Source organism: Microbacterium sp., assembly GCF_036566905.1.
In the GTDB taxonomy this organism is placed as follows: Bacteria; Actinomycetota; Actinomycetes; order Actinomycetales; family Microbacteriaceae; genus Microbacterium.
Genome location: NZ_DATCVK010000173.1, coordinates 66436 through 87977, shown reverse-complemented (window position 1 = coordinate 87977; position 21542 = coordinate 66436). Strand labels below are relative to the sequence as shown.

Here is a 21542-nt window from a genome sequence, read left to right as displayed (position 1 = left end):
GCTCGATGCTGCCGAGGCGCTCCACGCTGTCTGTGGTCGTCTTCCTCGTCCCCCCGTTGCTGCTGTACGGCGTGGCAGTGCTGCTGCCGATCCTCCAATCGCTGTTCCTGAGCGTCTTCCGCTGGGACGGCATCACCGACATGGTGTTCGTCGGCGTCGACAACTACGTCAAGATGTTCACCCGTGACGATGTCTTCTGGACGGCGTTCGGCAACGCGCTGGGCTACCTCGCCATCTGCCTGGTACTGCAGCTGGGTGGCGCGCTGATCGTCGCGAGCCTTCTCACGGCGCTGCCCAGGGCGCGAGAAGTCGTGAAGACGATGTACCTGCTGCCCGCCATCATCTCCACCGTCGCGATCGCGTTCCTGTTCCAGCGGATCTACTCGCTCGAACCGGTCGGCCTGCTCAACCAGGTGCTCGCATGGGTGGGCCTCGAGAACCTGCAGACCGCGTGGCTGTCGAACATCCAGACCGTGCTGGCGGCGGTCTCCATCCCCGAAGGATGGCGCTTCACCGGGTTGTACATGCTCATCATCTACGCGGCGCTCATCGCGGTGCCCCGTGAGCTCGAAGAGGCGGCCCGGCTGGACGGTGCGTCGTGGTGGCAGGTGTTCTGGCGCATCCGCTTCCCGTACATCCGCCCGGTGTGGATCACCACCACGATCATGGCGACCACCTTCGCGCTGCGCGGATTCGATATCCCGTACCTGCTCACGAACGGCGGCCCGGGCCAGGCATCCGAACTCCTCACCACCTACATGTACAAGACCGCGTTCGTGCACACCGACTACGGATATGCCAGTGCGATCTCGGTGTTCATCGTCGTCGAGTGCCTGGTCGCCGTCGCCATCATCCTGCTCGTGCTTCGTCGAAGGGACGACTCATGACCGCTCCCACGCTCACCGCCCCCGCGCCGCCCCACAGGCGCGAGCCGGCCGCGCCACCGGCCGCCCAGCGGCGGGTGCCGTCGCGATCACCCAGGCTGCGCGTCCAGCGGACGCTGCTGAGTGCGACCATCGTGCTCATCGTGATCGTGCAGGTGTATCCGCTGCTCTGGCTGCTTCTGACCAGCTTCCGCACCGCCGCCGACTTCGCGGCCGGGAACCCCTTCGCGCTGCCGGGATCGTTCACGCTCGACAATTACGCGCGCGCGTTCGGCACCGGCAATCTCTGGCTCAACATCCTCAACAGTCTGATCGTCACGCTCGGTGCCAGCGCGCTCATCGTCATCGCGGGCATGATGGCGGCATTCGCGTTGGAGGTGCTCGGCTTCCGGTCCAGCGACGGGGTGAGGGCTCTGCTGCTGCTCGGCATCATCGTGCCGGTGCAGATCGCCCTTGTGCCGTTGTTCATCGACTACTCGCAGGTCGGGCTGCTCGACACCCATATGTCGATGATCATCCCGCTCGCGGCGTTCTCGCTGCCGATGGCGGTTTACCTGTTCTCGTCGTTCTACAAGTACATCCCGCGGGAGACGTACGAGGCGGCGTCGTTGGACGGTGCCGGGCCGTACCGCATCTTCGCTCGCATCACGCTGCCGCTCTCGGTCAACACCATCATCACCGTGGTGCTGGTCAACAGCATCTTCATCTGGAACGACTTCATCTTCGCGAACACCTTCGTGCTCTCGGACGGATTGAAGACGATCCCGCTGGGTCTGCAAAACTACATCGGAGCGATGGGCAACACGGACTGGACCGCGACGTTCGCTGCCGTCTGCGTCACCGTGACGCCGTTGCTGCTCGTGTTCCTCGTCCTCAACAAGGCGATGATCTACGGACTCGAGAGCGGGGCGACGAAGGGGTGAGGATGCCCGAGCACGGCAGGAGCGGTTCCGCGGTCACGATGCGCGACGTCGCCAAGGCCGCCGGCGTGTCGGTGGCGACCGTGTCGCATGTGGTCAACGACAAGCAAGGCGTGCGCATCGGGGAGGACGCCCGGCGGCGTGTCCACGATGCGGTCGCCGAGCTCGGGTACCGGCCGAACGCGCTTGCGAAGACGCTGTCGCGGGGAACGTCTCGATTCATCGGCCTCGTGTCCGACGCCATCGCGACCACCCCGTTCGCGGGCCAGATCATCCACGGCGCTCAGGACGAGGCGTGGAAGCACGGATACGTGCTTCTCGTCGCCGACACCGACGGCAACCGTGCAGCCGAAGACGAGGCCATCGCGATGATGCTCGAGCATCAAGTGCACGGCGTGCTGTACTCGAGCTGGTTTCACCACGAGGTGACGGTTCCCCCCGCCTTGGAGAACACCGACACAGTGCTCGTCGACTGTTACGCGTCGAGAAGCGAACTGCCCACAGTGGTGCCCGACGAGGAACAAGGCGGACGTGTCGCCACCGAGGAGCTCCTCGCCGGCGGCCACCGCCGCATCGCGTTCCTCAACACGACGACACCCTCGCCCGCGCAGACCGGACGCCTCGCGGGATACCGCGCGGCGCTCGAAGCGGCGGGCGTCGCCTTCGACCCTGAGCTGGTCTTTCCCACCGCTCCCGATCAGCAAGGCGGATACGCCGCTGCGCCGCTGCTCCTCGCGACTGACGCGACGGCGGTCTTCTGCCACAACGACCGGGTGGCCATGGGCCTCTATGACGGGCTCCGCGAGCACGGCATACGGATTCCCGACGACATCGCCGTCATGGGGTTCGACAACCAGGACGTGATCTCTGCCCACCTTCGGCCACCGCTTTCGACGGTCGCGTTGCCTCACTACGATCTCGGCGCTGTCGCGGTGCGAGTCCTGCTCGGTCTCGAGCCGGCGAAGGACACCCATCAGTATCTCGTCGCGTGCCCGCCGGTCGTCCGGCAATCCACCTGAGACGGGTGCGCGCAGCCGGAGGTGCGACCGCGCGGTCTCGGCGTCTACGAGCGGACCGCGGCCAGTGGACGCGAGCTGACCGCACTCCGCGTGCGGGATGTGGATGCCGTCCGCCGGCGTCTCGCGGTGAACGAGAACGCCGTGCGCGTCGGCGCCGACATCCACGTCGGGACGCCCAAGACGCACGAGCGGCGGTCGGTGCCGTACCCGGAGTTCCTCGACGACGCGATCGCAGAGCTGTGCGCGGGCAAGACGCGCAACCAGCTGCTGTTCCATGATGGCGACGACTACTTCGGGCGGCCCCGCTCATCCGAGTACTCGCGGTCGTGGTTCAAGACTGCGCTGGAAGAGGCGGCGCTCGAGCGCATGACGATCCATGACCTGCGGCACACGGCGGCCTCGCTCGCGATCAGCTCGGGCGCGAACGTGAAGGCGGTGCAGCGAATGCTCGGACACGCGTCCGCTGCGATGACGCTCGACGTCAATGCCGACCTGTTCGACGACGACCTCGACACGGTGTCGGTTTCCTTGAACGCGGCTCGGAGCGCCGCTATCGCCCGCTGAGGCGAGGCTCGCGCTGGTCCCGCCGCCCGGCGTTCAGCGCCGGGCGCTTTGACGCTATTCCGGAGCCCGCGCCCGGGTCGCGGACATCTTCACGAGCGAGAAACAGTACGAGCGGTTTCGCGTTACAGCGCTGTTTTACTGTCGCACTGTCGGCGCCGACATCACCCGCAGCAGGTGCGAGAGACGTCCCGCGCCGTCACATCCTAGCGAAAAGAGCCGTCTCGTGATCCACCGAATGAAGGCCTCCTCCGTTGCGCTGGCGGTATTGGCCGTATCCGCTCTTGCCCTTACTTCCTGCGCATCCCAGAGCAGCACAGCCGCCTCCGGCGGCGGCGACTCCGACGAACTCACCGATGTCACCGTCGTGCTCGGCTGGTTCCCCAACGCCGAGAGCGGTGGTTTCTACACCGCGCAGCAACTCGGCTACTACGAAGAAGCGGGCCTCAACGTCACCATCGAGCCCGGCGGACCGCAGGTGTCGGGCACGCAGCTCGTCGCTTCAGGGCGCGCACAGTTCGGGATCACCGGATCCGGAGCCAACGAAATCGTGCAAGCCCAGGACGAGGGCATCCCGCTGGTCGCGGTCAACGCGATCATTCAGGAGAGCATCACCGGGATGATGGTGCACTCCGACACCGGCATCACGTCGTTCGAAGAGACGGACGGCATGACGTGGGTGAACTCGGCCGGCGTGCTGGGACCCGAGTGGGTCAAGCATGAGTACGGCATCGACTTCGAGTCGATGCAGTACACCGGCAGCCTGGCGAACTTCATCCGCGACCCCAACCTCGTGCAGCAAGGGATCGCACCCAACGAGCCATACGTCGCGCACAAGGAGGGCGACCTCGCCGTGACCTTCCTGCCGTTCTCGGAGGCAGGCTTCAACCCCTACAACACCGTCACCTACGTCACGCAGGACTACCTCGCTGAGAACCGTGAGGTGGTCGAGGCCTTCGTCGAGGCCAGCAACGAGGGATGGCGCGACTACATGGGGGACGTCGACATCGCCACGCAGATCAACGACTACCTCATAAGCGAGGTCGACGATCAGCTCGATCCCGAGCTCCTCTGGTTCGAATGGGACGCGCAGCGTGACTACGTGTTGACGGCCGAGGGCGCCGACAAGATCGGCGCGATGACCGAAGAGCGCTGGCAGACGCTCATCGACCAGCTGAACACACTCGGGATGCTCGACGACCCCGACGTCGCCGTCACGGACGTGGCTGACCTCACCGTCACGCCCGACATTGCGCCGCTGGAGGAAGTACCGGCCGCCCCCGAGGGATCTTTCGACGAGATCCAGTTCTGAATCGTCGGGGAGGCCGTCCGACGGCCTCCCCGACTGCCCCCGAAAGGACCGCCATGTCTCTCGCTCCCAGCCACCCGCCCGCCGCCCCCGTTAGCGCCGCTGCCGCGCCCGTCCTCGAGTTCCGCAACGTCGAGAAGGTGTTCCGCAACGGCTTTCACGCCATCACGCCGGTGAGTCTCAGCGTTCAGCGCGGCGAGATCGTGTCGATCGTCGGCCCGTCTGGATGCGGCAAGACCACCGTGCTGCGCATGGCCGCTGGTCTCACCGACGTCAGCCGTGGCGAACTCGTGAGCACAGCGAGAGAACAGGCGTACGTGTTCCAGGATCCGACGCTGCTTCCCTGGCGCTCGGTACAGAGCAATGCCGAGCTCGTCGCGAAACTCAAGAAGATGCCCAAGGCGCAGCGTCGCGCTGCTGCCGCCGACGCGCTCGAGACGGTGGGGCTCTCGTCGGTCGCGTCATCCCTGCCCCGGCAGCTTTCGGGCGGAATGAAGATGCGCGTCTCGCTCGCCCGCGCGATCACGAGCTCCCCCGACATCATGTTCCTCGACGAGCCGTTCGCGGCTCTCGACGAGTTCACCCGCGCCCGCATGGCCGACGTGCTGCTCGACCTGTGGCGCGGCAACGACTTCAGCGCACTCTTCATCACGCACTCCATCCACGAGGCGGTGTACCTGTCGCACCGTGTCGTCGTCATGGCGGCACACCCCGGCCGCATCGTTCGCATCATCGACTCGCCCAGTCCGCCCTCTGCCGACGCCGCTCGCGACACCTCGGCGCTCGCGGACCTCGAGGCCGAGATCTCGGGCCTCCTCGCCACAGCTCATAAGGAGGCGTGATGTCGTCCTCGACTCTCTCCGCACCCGAAACTGTCGCCACCGAACCCGAGACCGCTGCCCGCAAGCATTCGGGTGACACCTCCACCGCGCGCCGCATCGTCATCCCCGTGGCGTTCGCGGCGATCGCCCTCGCGTTGTGGCAGATCGGGGTGACGATCACCGGCGTGCCGCCTTACCTCGTGCCCGGTCCGCTCGACGTGCTGAACGCGCTGATCGAGAGCGCCCCCGTCCTGCTGGAGCCGACGCTGGTCACCGCATACGAGGCCTACGCAGGCTTCGCGATCGCCGCGGTGAGCGGCTTCGGTGCCGCACTGGTCATGGCCCGGTTCAAAACGATGGAGCTGGGCTTCTACCCATACCTCGTGATCCTGCAGACGGTGCCGATCATCGCCGTCGCCCCGATCCTCGTCGTGTGGTTCGGCGCGGGCGCGGCGACCAACATGCTCGTCGCCGCGATGATCGCGGTGTTCCCTGTGGCCGCCAACACCCTGCAGGGGCTCAAGTCGACGGACCGCAACCTTCTTCAGCTGTATCGGATGGCCGGCGCGCCGCCCCGGGTGCAGCTCTTCTCGCTCCGTGTGCCGGGCGCGCTGCCGCAGATCATGACCGGCCTGAAGATCGCGGCCAGCTCGGCGGCGATCGGCGCGATCGTCGGCGAGTTCGCTGCGGGCGTGGGTGGCGGGGCCGGTGGTCTCGGATACGCGATCACCCGGTTCGCGAACCAGCTGCGCACGCCCGAGCTGTTCGCGTCGGTGGTGCTCGCCAGTGTCGTCGCGCTGGTGCTGTTCGGTGTCATCTCGTTCATCGAGTGGCTCGTGCTTCACCGCTGGCACGAGTCGGCCACACCCGAAGACTGACACCGCGACCCGCCCGACGGAGGACCATGACCCGCCGACTACTCGTCACCGATGCCCTCCTCGTCGATGTGACCAACCAACCCCGTGTGCGACCCGGGGGTTGGCTCCTGGCGGAGGACGGGGTGATCGTCGACACCGGTGCCGGTCGTCCACCCGTGGCCGACGCCGAGACCGAGGTGCTCGATGTCGCGGGAGCGTACGTCGGGCCCGGGTTCGTGTCGTCGCACAGCCACCTGTTCACGAGCGTCGCACGCGGGCTCGGCGCCGACGAGCCGCTGTACGGCTGGGCTGACGCGATGTACTCGGTCAGCGCCGACGCCGATGCCGAAGATGTCTACTGGGCTGCCGCTCACGGCGCCTTCGACAGCCTCAACAGCGGCGTGACGACGGTATTCGACTTCATCGACTCGCGCCGACCCTGGGTGTCGATGCGCGACGACGCCACCGAACCCGCCCTGCGGCCACCGGCCTATGTGCATCGGCAGGTCGATGCCCACGCCGACGCGGGCATCCGCGGTGTGATGGCCGTGAAGCTCGAGGGCGTCGACGCGGATCGTGACCAGGCATGGAAGGACTTCGCCGACGCCGTCGCCCACATCCGGGGCGGCGACCGGCGATACCTGTTGGATGCTGCGGTCTACGGCGCCGCACAGTGGGCGCGCGACGAGCAGCTCGCGGACGTCGAGGTCGAGGCGATGCGCCACTTCGGCATCGTCAATCAGGCGCACTTGCTCGAGACTCGCGAGCAGATCGAAGCGCAATGGGAGAAGTTCGCCTGGTACGAGCGTGCCGGGGCGCTCGGTTCCGGCATGATCTTCGGCCACTTCGTGCACCCCACAGACCACATCGTCGACGCCTGCGCGCGGGCCGGATGCGCCGTCTCGTGGCAGCCGGTCGCCAACGGCCGCCTCGGGTCGGGAACCGCCGACATCACGCGATTGCGGGCTAGCGGCATCCGCGTCGGACTCGGCCTCGACGATCAGGCGTGCTCCGATCTCTCCGATCCGTGGCAGAACATGCGGTTCGGCCTCTACCAGCACCGCGCAAGCACGCGATCGACCGCGTTGTCGGTGAGCGACGTGCTGCGCATGCAGACGCTCGGCGCCGCCGAGATCATTGGCGTCGACGACCGCGTCGGCTCGCTAGAGCCCGGCAAATACGCCGACTTCGTCATCGTCGACCCGCGGCAGCCCGACCTCGGGCCGCTCCGAGACCCGCTCGCGTCGTACGTGCTGTCCGTCGGCCAGCGCAACCTGCGCTCGGTGTACGTCGGCGGCGAACTCGCCTCGCACGAGGGCATCGCGACCTCGCCCCTCGCTGCCGACGCATCGCGGCAGGCGCACCGGCGGTTCGCCCCTTAGTTGAAGGCGCTGGCGTGACGCCATCCTGAGCGACGACGTCGCGGACGTTCGCAGCATCCTGCGATGAACGACGGCGCCGCCCCGGTCGGTTGACCGGGGCGGCGCCGTCGCGGTGATCGGCTCAGCCGGCGCTACCCAGGGCGACCGCGGGATTCGCGACCGTCAGTTGCGTGAACACCTCGTCGGTCACACCGCGTGCGGCCAGGCGGGGGCGGATGTTCGCGCCGAGATGGGTGAGTCCCCAGCCCCCGTAATGGGTGAACTGCGGTTTCATCGCGATGTCGTGACTGAGCAGGATCTGGTCGGCGAAGCCGGCGTCGAGGAGTGCCACGAGCATGTCGACGCGGTGATGATCGAACGCGCGCAGCGGGTAGTCGTCGCCACGTCGGGCAGACGTGGCCCACTGCTCCATGCCGAACGTGTCGAGCTCGACCCAGCAACCGCGGCGCGCCAGCTCGAATGCGAACTCGGGCTCGGGGCGTTCGTCGCAATGGCTCACGATGAGCTTGCGGGGGTCGACTCCCCAGCCCAGCACCTCGTCGACCAACGGCAGGGTCGCCAGTGCGTCGGGATAGATGGTGCGGTGGAGGTTGAGCGCCAGGCCGCTCGCGACCTGCGCGAGGGCGGCGCCGCGCACGACCTTCGTCTCCTGCTCGGTCGGCGGGTTGCCCGTGCCGATCTCGCCGATCACACCCGGGCGCACCCCCGACCTTCCGACGCCGTCGCGGATCTCATCGAGGATGACGTCGCGCACCACCTCGGCCGACGCGTACTTGACGTACGGCGAGTGGGCGGGCTCGACGTACTCGCCGCATCCCATCACGATCGGCACCCCGGTGAGGTCCGACAGTGCGCGCAATGCGAGAGGATCGCGCCCGTAACCGGGGATTCCCATGTCGACGACCGTGCCGCCGCCGGCCGCGCGGAAGCCGTCGAGCTCCTCGCGAGCGACGTCGAGGTCGAGTTGCTGCATGGCCGATCGATACGAGAACGGCTCCAGCTGCACCCGGCCGTGCAGGCGGGCCTCGTAGGGCTGTGTGTAGTGCGCGAGCTGCGCCGGGTCGTCGGGGTAGGCCCACTGCCCGTTCGCGTTGGCGATGAGGTGCTCGTGGGGCAGCGTCATGCCCATCCGGTCGACCGGCAAGGGGCCGGTGACGGTCATCACGGTCGACGTCATGCGGCCGCGCTCCTTTCGACGGGGATGCCGGCACGCCGGCGTACTTCCAGGATGAGTTCTTGCTGCTCGATCGAGGCCACGAGGGCATTCTGTCGCCCTGTGACCGGGGCGAGGAGACATCCCGCAACGCCTTCGGCATCGATCAGTTCACGCAGCGTCTCGGCGGCGATCTCGAGGCCCTCGTCTTGCGGGTCAGTGGCCTGGCGCAGACGGGTGAAGAGCGCTTCGGGGATGGAGAAGCCGCGCAGCCCCGCGTTGATCGCGCGCGCCGTGGGCTCGTCGGGCAGAATCGCGACGCCGCCGAGTAGGTGGAATGGGGCTGCGTCGGCGCGGAGCACGTTGACCTCTGCGAGGAACTCGCGCCAGCGCGGCAGGTCGAAGATGTGCTGCGAGATGATGAAGTCGGCGCCCGCGCGCACCTTGCGCAGGACCTGGCGCGGCCGGTCCTCATAGGGCGGCGCGAACGGGTGCGCGACGCTGCCGAGGTAAAGATCGGGCTTAACCTCCACCTTGCGCCCGTTGTCGTACTCGCCCTTGCGGCGCAGCCGGTCGGCGATGGCGAGCAAGCGGGGGCTGTCGACATCGAACACCGGAGTGGCATTGGGGGAGTCGCCGACGCGCACATGGTTTCCGGTGACGAGCAGCGCGTTCTGCACGCCGAGGCTCGCCGCGCCCAACAGGTCGCCCTGCAGTGCCATGCGATTGCGGTCACGGCACGCGAATGTCGGCATGATGTCGATGTCCGCAGCCCGCAGGTGGGCGACGGCGGCGATGTTGCCCATGTGCACGTTCGCGCCCGAATGGTCGGTGATCGAGACGATGTCGGCAACGCTCGCCACCACGCGGGCGGCATTGACGAAGTCGGTCGCATCGGCGCTGTCGGCGCCGTTGACCTCGGCGATGAAAGTGAACTTCCCGGAGTCCAGCACGCGCTTCAGCCGGCTCACCGGCGCGAACGTCTCGCCTGCAAGTGCGAGCGGTAGCAGCGCGCGCTCGTCGGCCTGGATCTGCTCGCGCCGCGCTGGATCGAGGAAGAAGCAGCCCACACCGGGTTCGACCTCGCAGCCGTTGTTCGCGAAAACGCCGCCGCACGGCCCGATCTTCATCGCCTTCGGGCACACGTCCATATACGTGGTCACGCTCATCGACATCCTCGATCCTCTCGCCGTCGTGCTAGCGACAGTAAGACTGCGCTGTAACAGACATGTTTCGTAGCTCAACGGCTCTGGTTACAAAACCGGCCCGATTCGCCCGCGGGCGCTACATAGAATCGGCACATGCCATCCGACGCGGGTTCCATCGACGAGCGCCTGCAGCAGATCTGGCACGACTCCGCGCAAAAGCGGATGCCGCTTCCCACCGAGTTGGAATTGGCGACCGCCCTCGGGGCGAGTAGGCCCATGGTGCGCGAAGCCCTTGTGCGCATGGAGGCAGACGGACTCATCGCGCGCCGCGCACACCAGGGCACGTTCCCCAACGTGAGCGCCCTGTCGATCCCGTTCCGCATCGACCAGAGCTACGAACTCACCGCACGCCTGACCGAGTCCGGCCTGGACGTGAGCGTCGACGTGGTGTCGGGGGAGTGGTCGACGCTCACGGCCGATGAAGCGCACGACCTCCAGCTCGAGGAGGGTGCGTCGTGCTTCCGCGTCGTCAAGCGCTGGTGCGCCGACGGCGAGCCACTCATCCTCGCCGAAGACGTGGTGCCCGCCCGGCGTCGCGACGACGTCGACTTTCCGGACGACTACTCGGTGTTCGACATCGTCGATCGGCTGCGCGGCGCGGTGGTGGAGTGGGAGTCGGCATCGCTGCGGCCGGTGCTGCCCTCCGCCTCCGATCAGGAACTTCTCTCCGTTGGCGATCGCGAACCGCTGCTCGCGATCACCCTCGTCGGGGTGTCGCTGCACGGCGACCGGCTCTTCCGCGCCTACGAGCTCCACACCTCACGCGGCCCCGAGTACGGCATGGTGCGTCGCGCACCTGCCCACGTGCGCCAGCGCTGAGCGAGTCGCTTCCGCTCCGTGTCGGAGCATGCGATACGCCGACGAAACATGTCTGTTACGTCGCTGTCTGATCACGCCAGTACCGTTGCCAGCCATACGCCGCGCACTCGGCACGCGTACCGATTCACGTCTGGAGCACCCATGGCCGATCAGCCCCTTCTCAAGAGCATCGCCGACCTGCCCGCCTACCGCATCACGGAGTCCGACACCGTGCGGCTCGTACCGCTCACCGGACCCATCGACGGCTCGCCCACGAGCGTTTTCGTCGAGATCTGGGACCCAAAGGGATGCCAGCCCGACAACTCCCATCCCGACTCCGTCGAGATCTTCGTCTTCCTGCAGGGCGAGGGCATCGCCCAGAGCGACGAGCACAGCGTCGAGGTGCGCGCGGGTGACGTGCTCGTGCTGCCCGTCGGTTCGGTGCATCACATCGAGAACGCCTCGGACACCGACCGCCTGTATGCGATCACGGTGATGGCCAACGACCTCGGCTCGCAGCCCGAGGAGTCGACGATGCCCGGGTTCCACGCGCTCGTCACGTCCGGGGTGAGCGTGCCCCTCGACGACGCCGACCTCGCCGTGATCGGCGCCCACGCGGCCACCATCAGCGGCTACACGTCCTGACGTTCGGCGCCGCAGCCCATGACTCTGCACGCCCCCACGGGAGAGCTCACGACGTACCCCGGTCTGCTCGACGCGTTCTGGGAGTACGACCGCGCGCTGCTCACGAACGACGTCGCCGCACTCGACGCGCTCTTCGCGCCCGGTGCCGACACGGCGCGCGGGGACGGCATCACCCTCGCCGTCGGTCATGACGAGATCTCGCGCTTCCGGCATGCGCGCACGACAGTGCCGACGCGCACCGTGAGCAGCGTGCACGTCGTGCCGGCTGGCGCGAACGAGGCGTTGATCATGGCTAGCGTGCGGTCGTCGACCGGCGCGCCAGGATTGCAGACGCAGCTGTGGCGGTGGAGCGAGGGGTGCTGGCGCGTCACTGCAGCGCATGTAAACGCTCCGGCGGCGCCCCTCGACCGCGCCGTGTGGCGCGTGGTGGGAGCACCGCTCGTGCCCGCGCCGCGGGAGGGAGCACTGACGGGCCTCACGGTCGCAGTGAAAGACGTCTACGCCGTCGAAGGACAGCGACTGGGCGGGGGAGTGCCGTCGTTCGTGCGCGAGGCGACGCCCGAACCGCGTAACGCCGCGGCCGTGGAGGCACTGCTGCAGCGCGGTGCCGATGTGGTGGGAATCGCGCAGACCGACCAGTTCGCGTACAGCATCGCCGGGGCCAACCGCCAATACGGCGTGCCGCTCAATCCGCTCGCGCCGCACGCGCTGCCGGGCGGGTCGACGAGCGGCGGCACGACCGCCGTCGCGCTCGGGTGGGCCTCGGTCGCGCTCGGCACCGATACCGCGGGGTCGATCCGCGTGCCCAGCGCCTACCAGGGCCTGTGGGGGCTGCGCGCCACCCACGGGGCCGTGCCGCTGGACGGCGTGCTGCCGCTCGCCCCCACGTTCGACGCGGCCGGATGGATCACCCGAGACGCCGACACGCTGCGACGGGTGACCGCCGCGATGCTTCCGGCCGAGTCACGCGCCTTCAGCCGTGCGGTGACGGTGAGCTCGCTCAACGCTCTGTCGGATCAGGCCGGGCGTGCCGCGGCCGAGGCCTCGGCGCGCGCGCTCGATGCCGACAGTCTCGAGCTCGAGCTCGAACTCGAACTCGACCTCGACGAGGCCTTCGCGGCGTTCCGGACAGTGCAGGCGTTCGAGGCGTGGGCGCAGCACGGAGCGTGGATCATCGCGCACCCCGGAACTCTCGATGGCGATGTCGCCGCACGGTTCGCGTTGGCCGCGGGCGTGAGCGCTGCCGAAGCCGAGGCTGCACGCGCGGTGACGGGGCGCGCAGCATCCGTTCTGCGTGACGTCGTCGCCGATCGCGTGCTCGTTCTGCCGACCACCGCCTCGGCCCCGCCGGCGCTGAACGCGACCGCGGAGGAGATCGACGCGCACCGCGCGAACACACTGCGGCTCTGCTGCCTCGCGCCGATCGCGGGCCTGCCCGCCGTCGCGTTTCCCTCGCCCGGCGACCCGTCGGTGGGGGTGTGCGTGATCGGCGGTCGCGGCCGCGATCTCGACCTCGTCGACATCGCCCAGCGAGCCTCCTCGGCCCGCTGACATCCGACTTCCGCTCCCCGAAAGGAATCCCGATGGCCTCGCTCCGCAGATGGTCCCTCGCCGCGGCGCACGTCGACACAACGGGCGCGCCGACGGTGCGCGCGACGTCGCTCGGTGCGCTCCCGCAAGACCTCACCATCGACCTCGAGCGCACAGCGGTCATCGTCGTCGACATGCAGAACGACTTCTGCACGCCCGGAGGCTGGCTCGACGCGATCGGCGTCGACGTCGCGATGGCCGCGGCCGCCGTCGACCCGTTGCGGCGGCTGCTGCCACGCCTGCGCGACGGCGGCGTCTCGGTGATCTGGCTCAATTGGGGCAACCGTGCCGACGTGGCGAATCTGCCGCCGAACGTGCTGCACGTGTACGACGCCGATGGCACCGGGGGAGGCATCGGCGACCGCGTCGGCTCGAGCGACGCCGTGCTCGTCGCGGGCAGCTGGGGTGCGGAGATCGTCGACGGATTGGACGTCGAACCGACCGACATCCATGTCTCGAAGTACCGGATGAGCGGCTTCTTCGACACTGCCCTCGACTCGATCCTGCGCTCCCTGCGCGTCGACACGATCCTGTTCGCCGGGGTGAACGCCGACCAGTGCGTCCTCGCGACACTCACCGACGCGGCATGCCTCGGCTACGACGTCGTGCTCGTGGAGGAGGCGAGCGCGACGACTTCGCCCGCCTTCTGCCTCGACGCGACCGTCTACAACGTGCGCCAGTGCTTCGGGTTCACGACCACCCCGGCGCAGCTCGAGACTGCACTCTCGTCGTCATGACCGTTGACGTGCTGCAGCCGGGGTTCGGCCCGATCGACGGCGCACACGACCGACCCCACGGGCTCGCCTGGGCTGGCGACGCTCAGAGCCGCCAGGACGAATCGGCCTCGAAGTAGACGTCGAGCGCAGCGCGGGCCCGGACCGGGTCGCGCAGCGCCAGCGCGAGATACAGCGCGTCGATGACCGCGAGGTGCACAAGCCGGCCCGACAGCGCCTCGAACCGGAACGACATCGAATGCCCTCCCGCCACCAGCGAGCGGTCGACGACGGTCGTGAGCCGCGACTGCGGAGTGCTGGTGAGGGCCGCCGTGGGCACGCCGCGAGCGTGCAGCGCCTCCGCGCAGCGGATGGTGTCACGTGTCGCGCCGGTGTGGCTGATGAGCAGCGCGCACGAATCGTGCGCCGCAGTGCGTGCGGCAAGGTGCTTGTGGTTGGCGTCTTCGGGTACGGCGACCTTCAGCCCGATCGACGTCAGCTGATCGCGGGCGCTCAAGGCTACGTTCTGCGAGGTGCCGTAGCCGATGATCAGGATCTCCGACGCGGCCGACATCATCGCTACGGTGTCGTCGAACACGGCGGCATCGATGCTGCTCGCGGCGTCCTGGATGACGCGCGAGGAGAACCCCATCACCTTGAGCAGAACGTCGCCGGGAGCATCGGTGGGCTCGACGTCGTCATACGCGTAGTGCGAAAGCGACGTGGTGTCGCGCGCGAGCTGGATCTTGAGGTCCTGGAAGCCCGTGAACCCGACCCGGCGGCAGAATCGCACCGCCGTGGATTCCGCCGATCCGGCGCGCTCGGCCACCTCGGCGACCGACATGTGGATGACCTCGGCGGGATTCGCGAGTACGAACTCCGCGATCCGCGTCTCGCTCGGCGACAGAGACGGCAAGCGGGAGCGGATGCGCCCGAGCGCGGACGGAACGGCAGCCGACTCCTCGAACTTCACCCGTGGCATGTCACCCTTTCGCAGACGGTCCGAGCGCGGTGGCGTCCTCGGCATCGCACACTGCGCACTGGAACGCGACGACTGGCGACACCCGAGCCTCGCGGGCTCTGGCGGAGTCGATCATATCGCCGCGCGCGCCGACGACTTCGCATGCACGGGCGCCCGCCGTCAGAGCGTCTCTGAGCCATTCATCGCGCGGCGCTCCGCCCACCATGCCGTTCACCGCGTGCGCGGTGAACGCATCGCCCGCGCCGATCGTGTCGACGACCGAGCGGGGGGCGGGGCCGCGCTTTCGCCCGGACGAGACCCAGCCACCGTCGGCGCGGCAGTACGCCTCGACGCCGTCGGCGCCGCGAGACACCAGTCGCAGGTGCGGTCCGTCCACCTGCTCCGATGGGCGGTAGTGGTCCACGTCGTCCGACGACACCTTCACCACGTGTGCGGACGCCGTCATCTCCCGCATCTGCGCGGGGGATGCCTCCGCGAGACTCTGCTCGTACCAGACGAGCCCCGCGCGCGTGCGTCGCGCCGCCTCGATCGCGAGCGGCTGAGCGATGTCCACGACGACCGCATCGGCATCCTCGATGGCCCCCCAGGTCGCCGCGGAGATCTCCTCGGGGTGAGGCAGGTCGAGCGTGTGACCACGCGGCCGGTGGCAGCGTGGGCACTCGAACAAGAAGTGGGAGCCGGAGTCGGAGGCGACGTGGAACACACGCGGGGTGCGATAGCCGTCGCGCGAGACCACACCGGTGACGTCGACTCCCCACGATTCGAGGTCCGCACGGACCAGGGAGCCGAGCGTGTCCTCTCCGACGAGGGCGACCAAGTGCGCGTCCCAGCCGAGTGCGGCAAGGCGCACGGCGATGTTCGACCCGGAGTTTCCGGCCGCGGTCCGCGCCGTGGGCGCGTCATCGCTCGCTGCGACGAAGTCGAGAGATGTCGTTCCGACGACGACCACCTTCGGCCGAGTCTTCATGACGTGGCCCTCGCCCGACGCGGCGCGAACCGATCACCCAGCGACGCCTCGAGCGCGCCGATCAGCACGTAGACGAATGTCGAGGCGACGACGATCACGAGGATGCCGGCCCACATATCGATGTAGTGGTAGTTGGCCCGCGCGTGGTTGATGAACGTTCCGATTCCCGCTCCTGTGGCGATGTACTCGGTGAGGATGACGCCGCTCAGGGCGGCGGGCAATGCGAGCTTCGTCGCCGACAGCAGGCTCGGGACCGCCGACGGCAACCGCACGCCGATGACCGTGCGGAGTGCACCCGCGCCGAGCACCGCTGCCAGGTCGAGCGACGCGCGTGATGCCGAGCGCATACCTGCCGTGAGGCTGACGAAGCTCGAGAAGAACGTGATCATGACGCACACGGCGATGCTCGTCGCCGGCGTGCGGCCGAGCAGGAGGATGACGACCGGCGTGATCACGACGACCGGCACCACGCCGAGGGCGAGGGCGAGGGGCGAGAGCGCCCGGTCGAGCACGTCGCTCGCCGTCACCAGGCACGCGAGAGCGAGGGCGACGACGAGCGAGATCACGTAGCCGACGCCGAGCATCAGAAGCGTGCCTGCGGCCGCCTGGAGCACGTCGCCGAGGTGGGCCGGGTCGGCGAGGAAGGCCAGCGCCTCCATGGGGCTGCGGAGGAACGTGTTCGCGGGAATCGCCCAATATGCGACCTGCCAGAGCACCAGCAGGACCACCACCGGGGCCAGTCCGGCGCCGACTTCCGCCGCGAACTTGCGCAGGGGGCGGGTGCGGGCCGTCATGACCCGAGCTCCGCGGTCCACGGCAGCAAGCGCTCCACGGCGTCCACCAGGAGATAGACGACCACGCTCAGCAGCGTGATGACGAGTCCGAGCGCGTACGCCCGCGGTGCGTTGACCTGCGCCATGCTGTTGATCATCAGCACCCCGACTCCGCGGGTACCCCCGAAGTACTCCGCGAGGGTCGTGCCGAGCACGGCGGTGGGGCCTGCGATGCGAGCCGCCACCAGAAGGTTCGGGGTCGATGCCGGCACCTGCACGCGGAAGAAGTACGCGATCCGCCCGCCGCCGACCACGTTGGCGAGATCTTCCCACTGGGCGTGCGAGGCCGTGAGCCCCTGGACGAGCGATATGTAGACGGGGAACACGACGGCGATCGCGGCGAGTGCGACGTGGGGCCCAGGAAGGGGCAGCAGCAGGAAGAGCAGCGGGGCGATGGCGGCGAGCGGGATGCAGTACACGATCGTCAGCTGACGGGTTGTGGCCCGGCGGAGGAACGGCACCGACACGACGATCACGCACCCTGCGAAGGCGACGAGGGTGCCGTAAAGGAGGCCTTGCAGGGCCGACACCAAGGTCACGCTGAGTGCGCCCATGATCATTGCGCCGTCGACGACGAGCTGCTCGATCACGGCGAGGGGGGTCGGGAGCAGGCGGCCGCCGCCGGGTGCGACGGCGGCGTAGGCCGTCCACGCGAGGAGGAATGCGGCGAAGGCGAGGACGGCGGGCAGGCGGCGGGGCAGCCGCGAACGCGACGCCCGGGTCGTGGCCGTAGCCGTGGTTGTGGTCGCGGTCGTCACGGCGTCTCCGCCCGCAGTGCGTCGCTGACGCGTCGGCAGATGTGGAAGAACTCGTCCGAGTCGAGCAGCTCCCGTCGGCGCGGCCGTGCGAACGGCACGTCCACGACCGCGTGCACTCGACCCGGGCGCGCGCTCATCACGACGATGGCATCGCTGAGCAGCACAGCTTCGACCACCGAGTGCGTGACCATCACGGTCGTGATCCGTTCGTGCATCCAGATGCGCTGCAGTTCGAAGTTGAGGTTCTCGCGGAGCAGCTCGTCGAGCGCGCCGAACGGCTCGTCGAGCAGCAGCACTCGAGGCCGCGTCACGAGCGCCCGGGCGATCGAGACGCGCTGCCGCATGCCACCAGACAGCTGCGCCGGCCGAGCCCGCTCGAATCCCGCGAGCCCGACCAGCTGCACGAGCTCGCGCACGTAGTCCGGGTCCTTGGGCAATCGCGCCATCTGCCGTGCGAAGGCGATGTTGCTCTCGACCGATCGCCACGGCAGCAGGGCGCTGTCCTGGAATGCCATGCCGAGCTCATGGCGTCCGACGCGGTCCGCCGGCGAGAGGCCGCCGAGCGAGATCGCGCCGATGCTCGGCGTATCGAGCGCTCCCATCATGCGCAGCAGGGTGGACTTGCCGGACCCGCTGGGACCGACGAGCGAGACGAATCCTCCCTCCGGCACCTCCACCGAGATGTCGTCGAGTGCATGTACGGGACCGCTCTCGGTGGAGAACGTCTTGGAGACATTCTCCACCGAGATCGTTGTGCGTGATTCCACGAGGGTGAAGCTCCTGGTCAGGGAAGGATGCCGAAGCCGGGGTCTTCGGCCCGGATCTCGTCGAGCAGCGACATGTCGACGTAGCCGCTGCCGTCCAGCGGCATGTCGGTGCCGAGGATCATGTTCAGGGTCTCCATCGCGACGGTCATCTCGTCGCCGCCCATGTAACCGATGCCGTGCTCCTCCGTGGTCGGCGAGTAGAACAGCTGCGACGCGCTCTCCGCGGTGAACAGCTCGGTGTCGTAGTCGAGACCGAGTTCCTGGCCGTGGAGGTCGACGGTGAGCTGTGCGGCGGCGGCCGGGTCCTCGATCATCGCGAGCTGTCCTTCGAGGTCAGCCTTGAGGAGAGCCTTGATCTGCTCCCGCTTCGTGTCGTCCTCGAGGTCCGCGGCGCGCACGGTGTAGACGTTCACGTAGTAGCCGTAGCCGTAGTCCTGAAGCAGGAACCACTCGGGCTCGATGTCGAGCGACTCCAGCAGCGCCGGTCCCTCGGTGCTGAAGCCGAGGTAGGCGTCGATGTCCCCGGCGACGAGCGCCTCCGGCCCCGTGGTGATCGGCACGAGCTCGACGGTGCTGGTGTCGATGCCCGCCACCGACGAGAACTGCTCCCACACCGACATCGCGGTGGTCGACACCCCGACGCGCTTGCCTTCGAGATCGGCTGGTTCGGTGATCCCATCCTCGGCGGCGGAGATGAAGGCGAGCGGGCTCGCCTGGTACAGCGTGCCGACGACGACGAAGTCGCCGCCATCCTGGTTGAGGGTGGCCGGCTCGGTGAATCCGGCGAACGCAGCGAGCGCCTGGCCCGAGCTGAGCGCGGCCATGAAGTCCACGTTGGGGCCACCCGTGAGGATGTCCACGTCGAGGCCGGCATCCTCGAAGTAGCCCTCCTCGTCGGCGGTGTAGCTGCCCGCCCATGTCGAATTGAGGATCCAGTTGGTCTGGAGCCCGACGGAGGTGAGCTCGTCGGCGGCTGCCGAACCGGAGTCGTCCGCGGCGCAAGCGGCGAGCGAGGCGGCGGCGAAGGTGACGACGCCAAGGGCGATGAGTCCTCGGCGGAACCGGGTTCTGGTGCTGTGCATGGTGGAGCGTCCTTCCTATCGGGGTGGGAGTGGAACGGTGGCGGAGGGTCCGTGCGGGCGGAAGATCGGGGTGAGGTCGAATTCGTAGAGCGTGTCGCCGAACGTGTTCCGGCTGCCCCATCCGACCGCTGTGCCGCGGACGCGCTCGAGGGCGCCGCACACAAACAGCACATTGAGCACGCACGCGACCTGCTCGGCGGCGGCAGAGTCGCCGGGGATGGCGATCAGGCGATGGGGGAGCTCGTCCGGCAGTTCGGCGAACGTCGCAGCGGCCACGGCGGACTCGCGCGCGGAGGCGATGCCGAGGATCCCGAATTCCGACTCGCGGGGCAGAAGCGCCTGGTAGCGCCCGTGCGCGAAGTTGCGGTACTCGGAGGCGGCAAGTTCACCCAGTCCAGACTCGGCGAACTTGGAGTCCAAGTCGCGCTGGGCAGTGCGGGTGTCCGGGCCGTGAAGCAGCACGAGGGCCGGCTTGGCGAGCACCCCCGCGAGCGTCGCGGTTAGGAGGTCGAGCGAGGCATCCACTCCTTCCGGGTCGGGCAGCAGCGGCCACAGGGTGGGCGGCAGTGCACCGATCTGCTCGGGGAAGGCCTCGCCGTACGCGCGTGCGAGGACCACGGCCTGCGCCAGGATCGAGTTGACGGCGACCCAGCCGTGCACCTTCGGCAGCATCGGGTAGGCGAAGACCTCGACGTCGGTGCCCGCCAGCAGGCGCTGTCCCTCCGAGTCGAGCGCCCCGCACAGCACGGCCGAATCAGTGGGCACGTCCGGGAGAAGTCTGCAAGCGAAGAGCGAGTCGCTGTGCCCTCCCGATGCGGTGACCAGCAGCACGGCGGTGTCGGTGGTGGTCTCGTCGAGGAAGTAGAGGTCCATCGGCTCGCCGCTGCGTGCCAGGCGACCGGTCGCACGCTGGTGGAGGACGGCGGCCATCTCGGCGATGGCGAGGGACCCGCCGGCGCCGAAGGTCGCGAGCGGCTTCGACGCCTGCGTGCGGAGCCAGGCTGCGAGCGTTCCCACGTCGTGTGTCATGGCCTGCGCATATGTGGCCTCGAGTTGGTGGAGCTCGTCGACGTACGGCATGACGAGATAGGTCTCGTAGGAGCTGGTGGGGGCGGTGACGGGAGAGGCGGTGCTCATGATGCGGTGTTCGATCCTGTGTTGCGGGCGATGATGAGGTCGTTGGTCGGGTCGGAGGGGGCGTGCGTCAGAACGATGTCCGTGAATCCGGCAGTGCCCAGGGCGTCGACGTAGGTGCGACTGCCCCACATGCCGCCCGGAGCGATGCCGGCCCGCCTTTGTGCGAGCGGGAGGCAGTGATAGAGCCCGAAGGCGAGCACGCCGATGGCGTGGGGGTGCTGGATGTTCACGCGCATGTCGGTGTCGAAGCCGAGTTCCACAAGGCCGAACACGCCGCCATCGGCGAGTAGGTCTCGCACGGTGCGGAAGAAGAGGTGCGGGTCGGACAGGTCGTGGGCGACGTTGACGGCCAGGACGAGGTCGAACTCGGTCGCCGCCACTCCCACCGGCCACTCGTCCTCCAAGTCGGCGACGTACAGATCGATGTTGTCCAGTCCGAGGCGAAGCGTTCGGGCGCGAGCGGACGCGATCGCATCCGCGGACTGGTCGACGCCGACAAACCGGGACCGGGGGTAGTGCGCAGCGAGGATCGCGAGCGCCTCGCCCGACCCGCACCCCGCATCAAGGACCAGGCCGCCGCGATCCAGCCGATCGTGCACGCCCAGCAGGGGCACCACCTCGTCGATCAGGCTTGCCTCGAGAATCGGACCGCTCTCGACGGCCAGCACGTCGACGATCCGCCCTTCGTAGACGGATGCCGGGAGCCCGCCGGTCGACCGCGCGGCCCGGACCAGCTCGTCCTCCAACGACGCCATCGCGACGAGCTGCTCGGCGATGCGCCCCCAGTTGCCCGTGCCGCCGCTCGACGTGACGGCGTCGGCGTATCCCGGGGCGAGGAAGAAGCGGTCGGCGCCGTCGGCATCGCGCTCGCTGTCCACGATGCCGGCGGCGGCCATCGCCCACAGCCAGTCCTCGACGTACCGGTGGCCGACACCTGTCTGCGCGGACAGCCGGGCGACGTCCGCGCGGCCGAGTTCGGCGAGAGCCGCGCTCAGGCCCAGCCGCTCACCGAACGAGAGGATGAGCGCGAGCCAGCCCTCATTGATCACGCGGACGATGTGGTCGTGCGCCGCCCTGTTGGCGTCGACTCCGACTGTGCTCTGGCTCATGGGATCGACAGTATGGTGTGAAATGCCAATCGAGACGCTCAAGGACG

22 protein-coding genes are annotated in these 21542 nt (G+C 68.4%); 12 read left to right on the top strand and 10 right to left on the bottom strand.

What is annotated here, in order from left to right:
* The first annotated feature begins 5 nt into the window (after positions 1 to 5).
* The 8 genes from VIP82_RS14085 to VIP82_RS14050 all read left to right on the top strand — a co-directional run bounded on the left by VIP82_RS14085 (position 6) and on the right by VIP82_RS14050 (position 7753).
* Complete coding sequence (locus VIP82_RS14085) at positions 6 to 887, top strand: carbohydrate ABC transporter permease (protein ID WP_331909715.1); 882 nt, start codon at positions 6 to 8, stop codon at positions 885 to 887.
* Positions 884 to 1807 (top strand): carbohydrate ABC transporter permease, encoded by a 924-nt coding sequence (locus tag VIP82_RS14080; protein WP_331909650.1) that lies wholly within the window; start codon positions 884 to 886, stop codon positions 1805 to 1807. Before VIP82_RS14085 ends, VIP82_RS14080 begins: the two co-directional genes overlap by 4 nt.
* Positions 1808 to 1809: 2 nt before the next feature.
* Complete coding sequence (locus tag VIP82_RS14075; protein WP_331909648.1) at positions 1810 to 2823, top strand: LacI family DNA-binding transcriptional regulator; 1014 nt, start codon at positions 1810 to 1812, stop codon at positions 2821 to 2823.
* A 21-nt stretch (positions 2824 to 2844) separates the two neighbouring features.
* Entirely contained in the window at positions 2845 to 3387 is a 543-nt protein-coding gene (locus tag VIP82_RS14070) for a site-specific integrase (protein WP_331909646.1), read from the top strand.
* Between the two features lie 223 nt (positions 3388 to 3610).
* Entirely contained in the window at positions 3611 to 4696 is a 1086-nt protein-coding gene (locus tag VIP82_RS14065; RefSeq protein ID WP_331909644.1) for an ABC transporter substrate-binding protein, read from the top strand.
* A 53-nt stretch (positions 4697 to 4749) separates the two neighbouring features.
* Positions 4750 to 5535 (top strand): ABC transporter ATP-binding protein, encoded by a 786-nt coding sequence (locus VIP82_RS14060; protein ID WP_331909642.1) that lies wholly within the window; start codon positions 4750 to 4752, stop codon positions 5533 to 5535.
* Positions 5535 to 6392 (top strand): ABC transporter permease, encoded by an 858-nt coding sequence (locus VIP82_RS14055; protein ID WP_331909640.1) that lies wholly within the window; start codon positions 5535 to 5537, stop codon positions 6390 to 6392. Before VIP82_RS14060 ends, VIP82_RS14055 begins: the two co-directional genes overlap by 1 nt.
* A gap of 26 nt (positions 6393 to 6418) precedes the next feature.
* The gene (locus tag VIP82_RS14050; RefSeq protein ID WP_331909638.1) at positions 6419 to 7753 is read left to right on the top strand and encodes an amidohydrolase family protein; all 1335 of its coding nucleotides are present in this window, start codon (positions 6419 to 6421) and stop codon (positions 7751 to 7753) included.
* A gap of 121 nt (positions 7754 to 7874) precedes the next feature.
* Here VIP82_RS14050 and VIP82_RS14045 read toward each other — a convergent pair whose 3' ends face one another.
* Both VIP82_RS14045 and VIP82_RS14040 read right to left on the bottom strand, forming a co-directional pair.
* Positions 7875 to 8930: a phosphotriesterase family protein gene (locus tag VIP82_RS14045; RefSeq protein ID WP_331909636.1), complete on the bottom strand. Its 1056-nt coding sequence runs from the start codon at positions 8928 to 8930 to the stop codon at positions 7875 to 7877.
* Entirely contained in the window at positions 8927 to 10075 is a 1149-nt protein-coding gene (locus VIP82_RS14040) for a methylenetetrahydrofolate reductase C-terminal domain-containing protein (RefSeq protein ID WP_331909634.1), read from the bottom strand. The genes VIP82_RS14045 and VIP82_RS14040 overlap by 4 nt, the downstream gene beginning before the upstream one ends.
* Positions 10076 to 10207: 132 nt before the next feature.
* Here VIP82_RS14040 and VIP82_RS14035 point away from each other — a divergent pair, with 132 nt between their 5' ends.
* The 4 genes from VIP82_RS14035 (at position 10208) to VIP82_RS14020 (ending at position 13884) form a co-directional block, all read left to right on the top strand.
* Complete coding sequence (locus VIP82_RS14035) at positions 10208 to 10933, top strand: GntR family transcriptional regulator (protein ID WP_331909632.1); 726 nt, start codon at positions 10208 to 10210, stop codon at positions 10931 to 10933.
* A 141-nt stretch (positions 10934 to 11074) separates the two neighbouring features.
* Entirely contained in the window at positions 11075 to 11557 is a 483-nt protein-coding gene (locus VIP82_RS14030) for a cupin domain-containing protein (RefSeq protein ID WP_331909630.1), read from the top strand.
* 18 nt (positions 11558 to 11575) lie between these two features.
* On the top strand, positions 11576 to 13108 hold the full coding sequence (locus VIP82_RS14025) for an AtzH-like domain-containing protein (RefSeq protein WP_331909629.1): 1533 nt from the start codon (positions 11576 to 11578) through the stop codon (positions 13106 to 13108).
* Positions 13109 to 13140: 32 nt separating this feature from the next.
* Positions 13141 to 13884, top strand: a complete 744-nt coding sequence (locus VIP82_RS14020) for a cysteine hydrolase family protein (protein WP_331909627.1) — start codon at positions 13141 to 13143, stop codon at positions 13882 to 13884.
* Between the two features lie 82 nt (positions 13885 to 13966).
* On the opposite strand, the gene VIP82_RS14015 is transcribed toward VIP82_RS14020, so the two are convergent.
* Genes VIP82_RS14015 through VIP82_RS13980 form a run of 8 tightly spaced genes read right to left on the bottom strand, consistent with a single transcriptional unit; the run spans position 13967 to position 21495 of the window.
* Entirely contained in the window at positions 13967 to 14842 is an 876-nt protein-coding gene (locus VIP82_RS14015; RefSeq protein ID WP_331909625.1) for a MurR/RpiR family transcriptional regulator, read from the bottom strand.
* Position 14843: 1 nt separating this feature from the next.
* Positions 14844 to 15809 carry a carbohydrate kinase family protein gene (locus VIP82_RS14010; RefSeq protein WP_331909623.1) on the bottom strand — a complete coding sequence of 322 codons (966 nt, stop codon included), beginning with the start codon at positions 15807 to 15809 and terminating at the stop codon, positions 14844 to 14846.
* Complete coding sequence (locus VIP82_RS14005) at positions 15806 to 16603, bottom strand: ABC transporter permease (protein WP_331909621.1); 798 nt, start codon at positions 16601 to 16603, stop codon at positions 15806 to 15808. Before VIP82_RS14005 ends, VIP82_RS14010 begins: the two co-directional genes overlap by 4 nt.
* A complete protein-coding gene (locus VIP82_RS14000; RefSeq protein WP_331909619.1) occupies positions 16600 to 17400 on the bottom strand; it encodes an ABC transporter permease in 801 nt (266 codons plus the stop codon). Before VIP82_RS14000 ends, VIP82_RS14005 begins: the two co-directional genes overlap by 4 nt.
* Positions 17397 to 18167 carry an ABC transporter ATP-binding protein gene (locus VIP82_RS13995; RefSeq protein WP_331909617.1) on the bottom strand — a complete coding sequence of 257 codons (771 nt, stop codon included), beginning with the start codon at positions 18165 to 18167 and terminating at the stop codon, positions 17397 to 17399. Before VIP82_RS13995 ends, VIP82_RS14000 begins: the two co-directional genes overlap by 4 nt.
* Positions 18168 to 18184: 17 nt before the next feature.
* Entirely contained in the window at positions 18185 to 19249 is a 1065-nt protein-coding gene (locus VIP82_RS13990) for an ABC transporter substrate-binding protein (protein ID WP_331909615.1), read from the bottom strand.
* Between the two features lie 15 nt (positions 19250 to 19264).
* Positions 19265 to 20386, bottom strand: a complete 1122-nt coding sequence (locus VIP82_RS13985) for a hypothetical protein (protein ID WP_331909613.1) — start codon at positions 20384 to 20386, stop codon at positions 19265 to 19267.
* Positions 20383 to 21495, bottom strand: a complete 1113-nt coding sequence (locus VIP82_RS13980) for a class I SAM-dependent methyltransferase (protein WP_331909611.1) — start codon at positions 21493 to 21495, stop codon at positions 20383 to 20385. The genes VIP82_RS13985 and VIP82_RS13980 overlap by 4 nt, the downstream gene beginning before the upstream one ends.
* Between the last annotated feature and the right edge of the window lie 47 nt (positions 21496 to 21542).

Coding starts and splice junctions, on each gene's coding strand:
- VIP82_RS14085 (WP_331909715.1), top strand. CDS start 6: ATGCTGCCGAGGCGCTCCACGCTGTCTGTGGTCGTCTTCCTCGTCCCC.
- VIP82_RS14080 (WP_331909650.1), top strand. CDS start 884: ATGACCGCTCCCACGCTCACCGCCCCCGCGCCGCCCCACAGGCGCGAG.
- VIP82_RS14075 (WP_331909648.1), top strand. CDS start 1,810: ATGCCCGAGCACGGCAGGAGCGGTTCCGCGGTCACGATGCGCGACGTC.
- VIP82_RS14060 (WP_331909642.1), top strand. CDS start 4,750: ATGTCTCTCGCTCCCAGCCACCCGCCCGCCGCCCCCGTTAGCGCCGCT.
- VIP82_RS14055 (WP_331909640.1), top strand. CDS start 5,535: ATGTCGTCCTCGACTCTCTCCGCACCCGAAACTGTCGCCACCGAACCC.
- VIP82_RS14050 (WP_331909638.1), top strand. CDS start 6,419: ATGACCCGCCGACTACTCGTCACCGATGCCCTCCTCGTCGATGTGACC.
- VIP82_RS14045 (WP_331909636.1), bottom strand. CDS start 8,930: ATGACGTCGACCGTGATGACCGTCACCGGCCCCTTGCCGGTCGACCGG.
- VIP82_RS14040 (WP_331909634.1), bottom strand. CDS start 10,075: ATGAGCGTGACCACGTATATGGACGTGTGCCCGAAGGCGATGAAGATC.
- VIP82_RS14035 (WP_331909632.1), top strand. CDS start 10,208: ATGCCATCCGACGCGGGTTCCATCGACGAGCGCCTGCAGCAGATCTGG.
- VIP82_RS14030 (WP_331909630.1), top strand. CDS start 11,075: ATGGCCGATCAGCCCCTTCTCAAGAGCATCGCCGACCTGCCCGCCTAC.
- VIP82_RS14025 (WP_331909629.1), top strand. CDS start 11,576: ATGACTCTGCACGCCCCCACGGGAGAGCTCACGACGTACCCCGGTCTG.
- VIP82_RS14020 (WP_331909627.1), top strand. CDS start 13,141: ATGGCCTCGCTCCGCAGATGGTCCCTCGCCGCGGCGCACGTCGACACA.
- VIP82_RS14015 (WP_331909625.1), bottom strand. CDS start 14,842: ATGCCACGGGTGAAGTTCGAGGAGTCGGCTGCCGTTCCGTCCGCGCTC.
- VIP82_RS14010 (WP_331909623.1), bottom strand. CDS start 15,809: ATGAAGACTCGGCCGAAGGTGGTCGTCGTCGGAACGACATCTCTCGAC.
- VIP82_RS14005 (WP_331909621.1), bottom strand. CDS start 16,603: ATGACGGCCCGCACCCGCCCCCTGCGCAAGTTCGCGGCGGAAGTCGGC.
- VIP82_RS13990 (WP_331909615.1), bottom strand. CDS start 19,249: ATGCACAGCACCAGAACCCGGTTCCGCCGAGGACTCATCGCCCTTGGC.
- VIP82_RS13985 (WP_331909613.1), bottom strand. CDS start 20,386: ATGAGCACCGCCTCTCCCGTCACCGCCCCCACCAGCTCCTACGAGACC.
- VIP82_RS13980 (WP_331909611.1), bottom strand. CDS start 21,495: ATGAGCCAGAGCACAGTCGGAGTCGACGCCAACAGGGCGGCGCACGAC.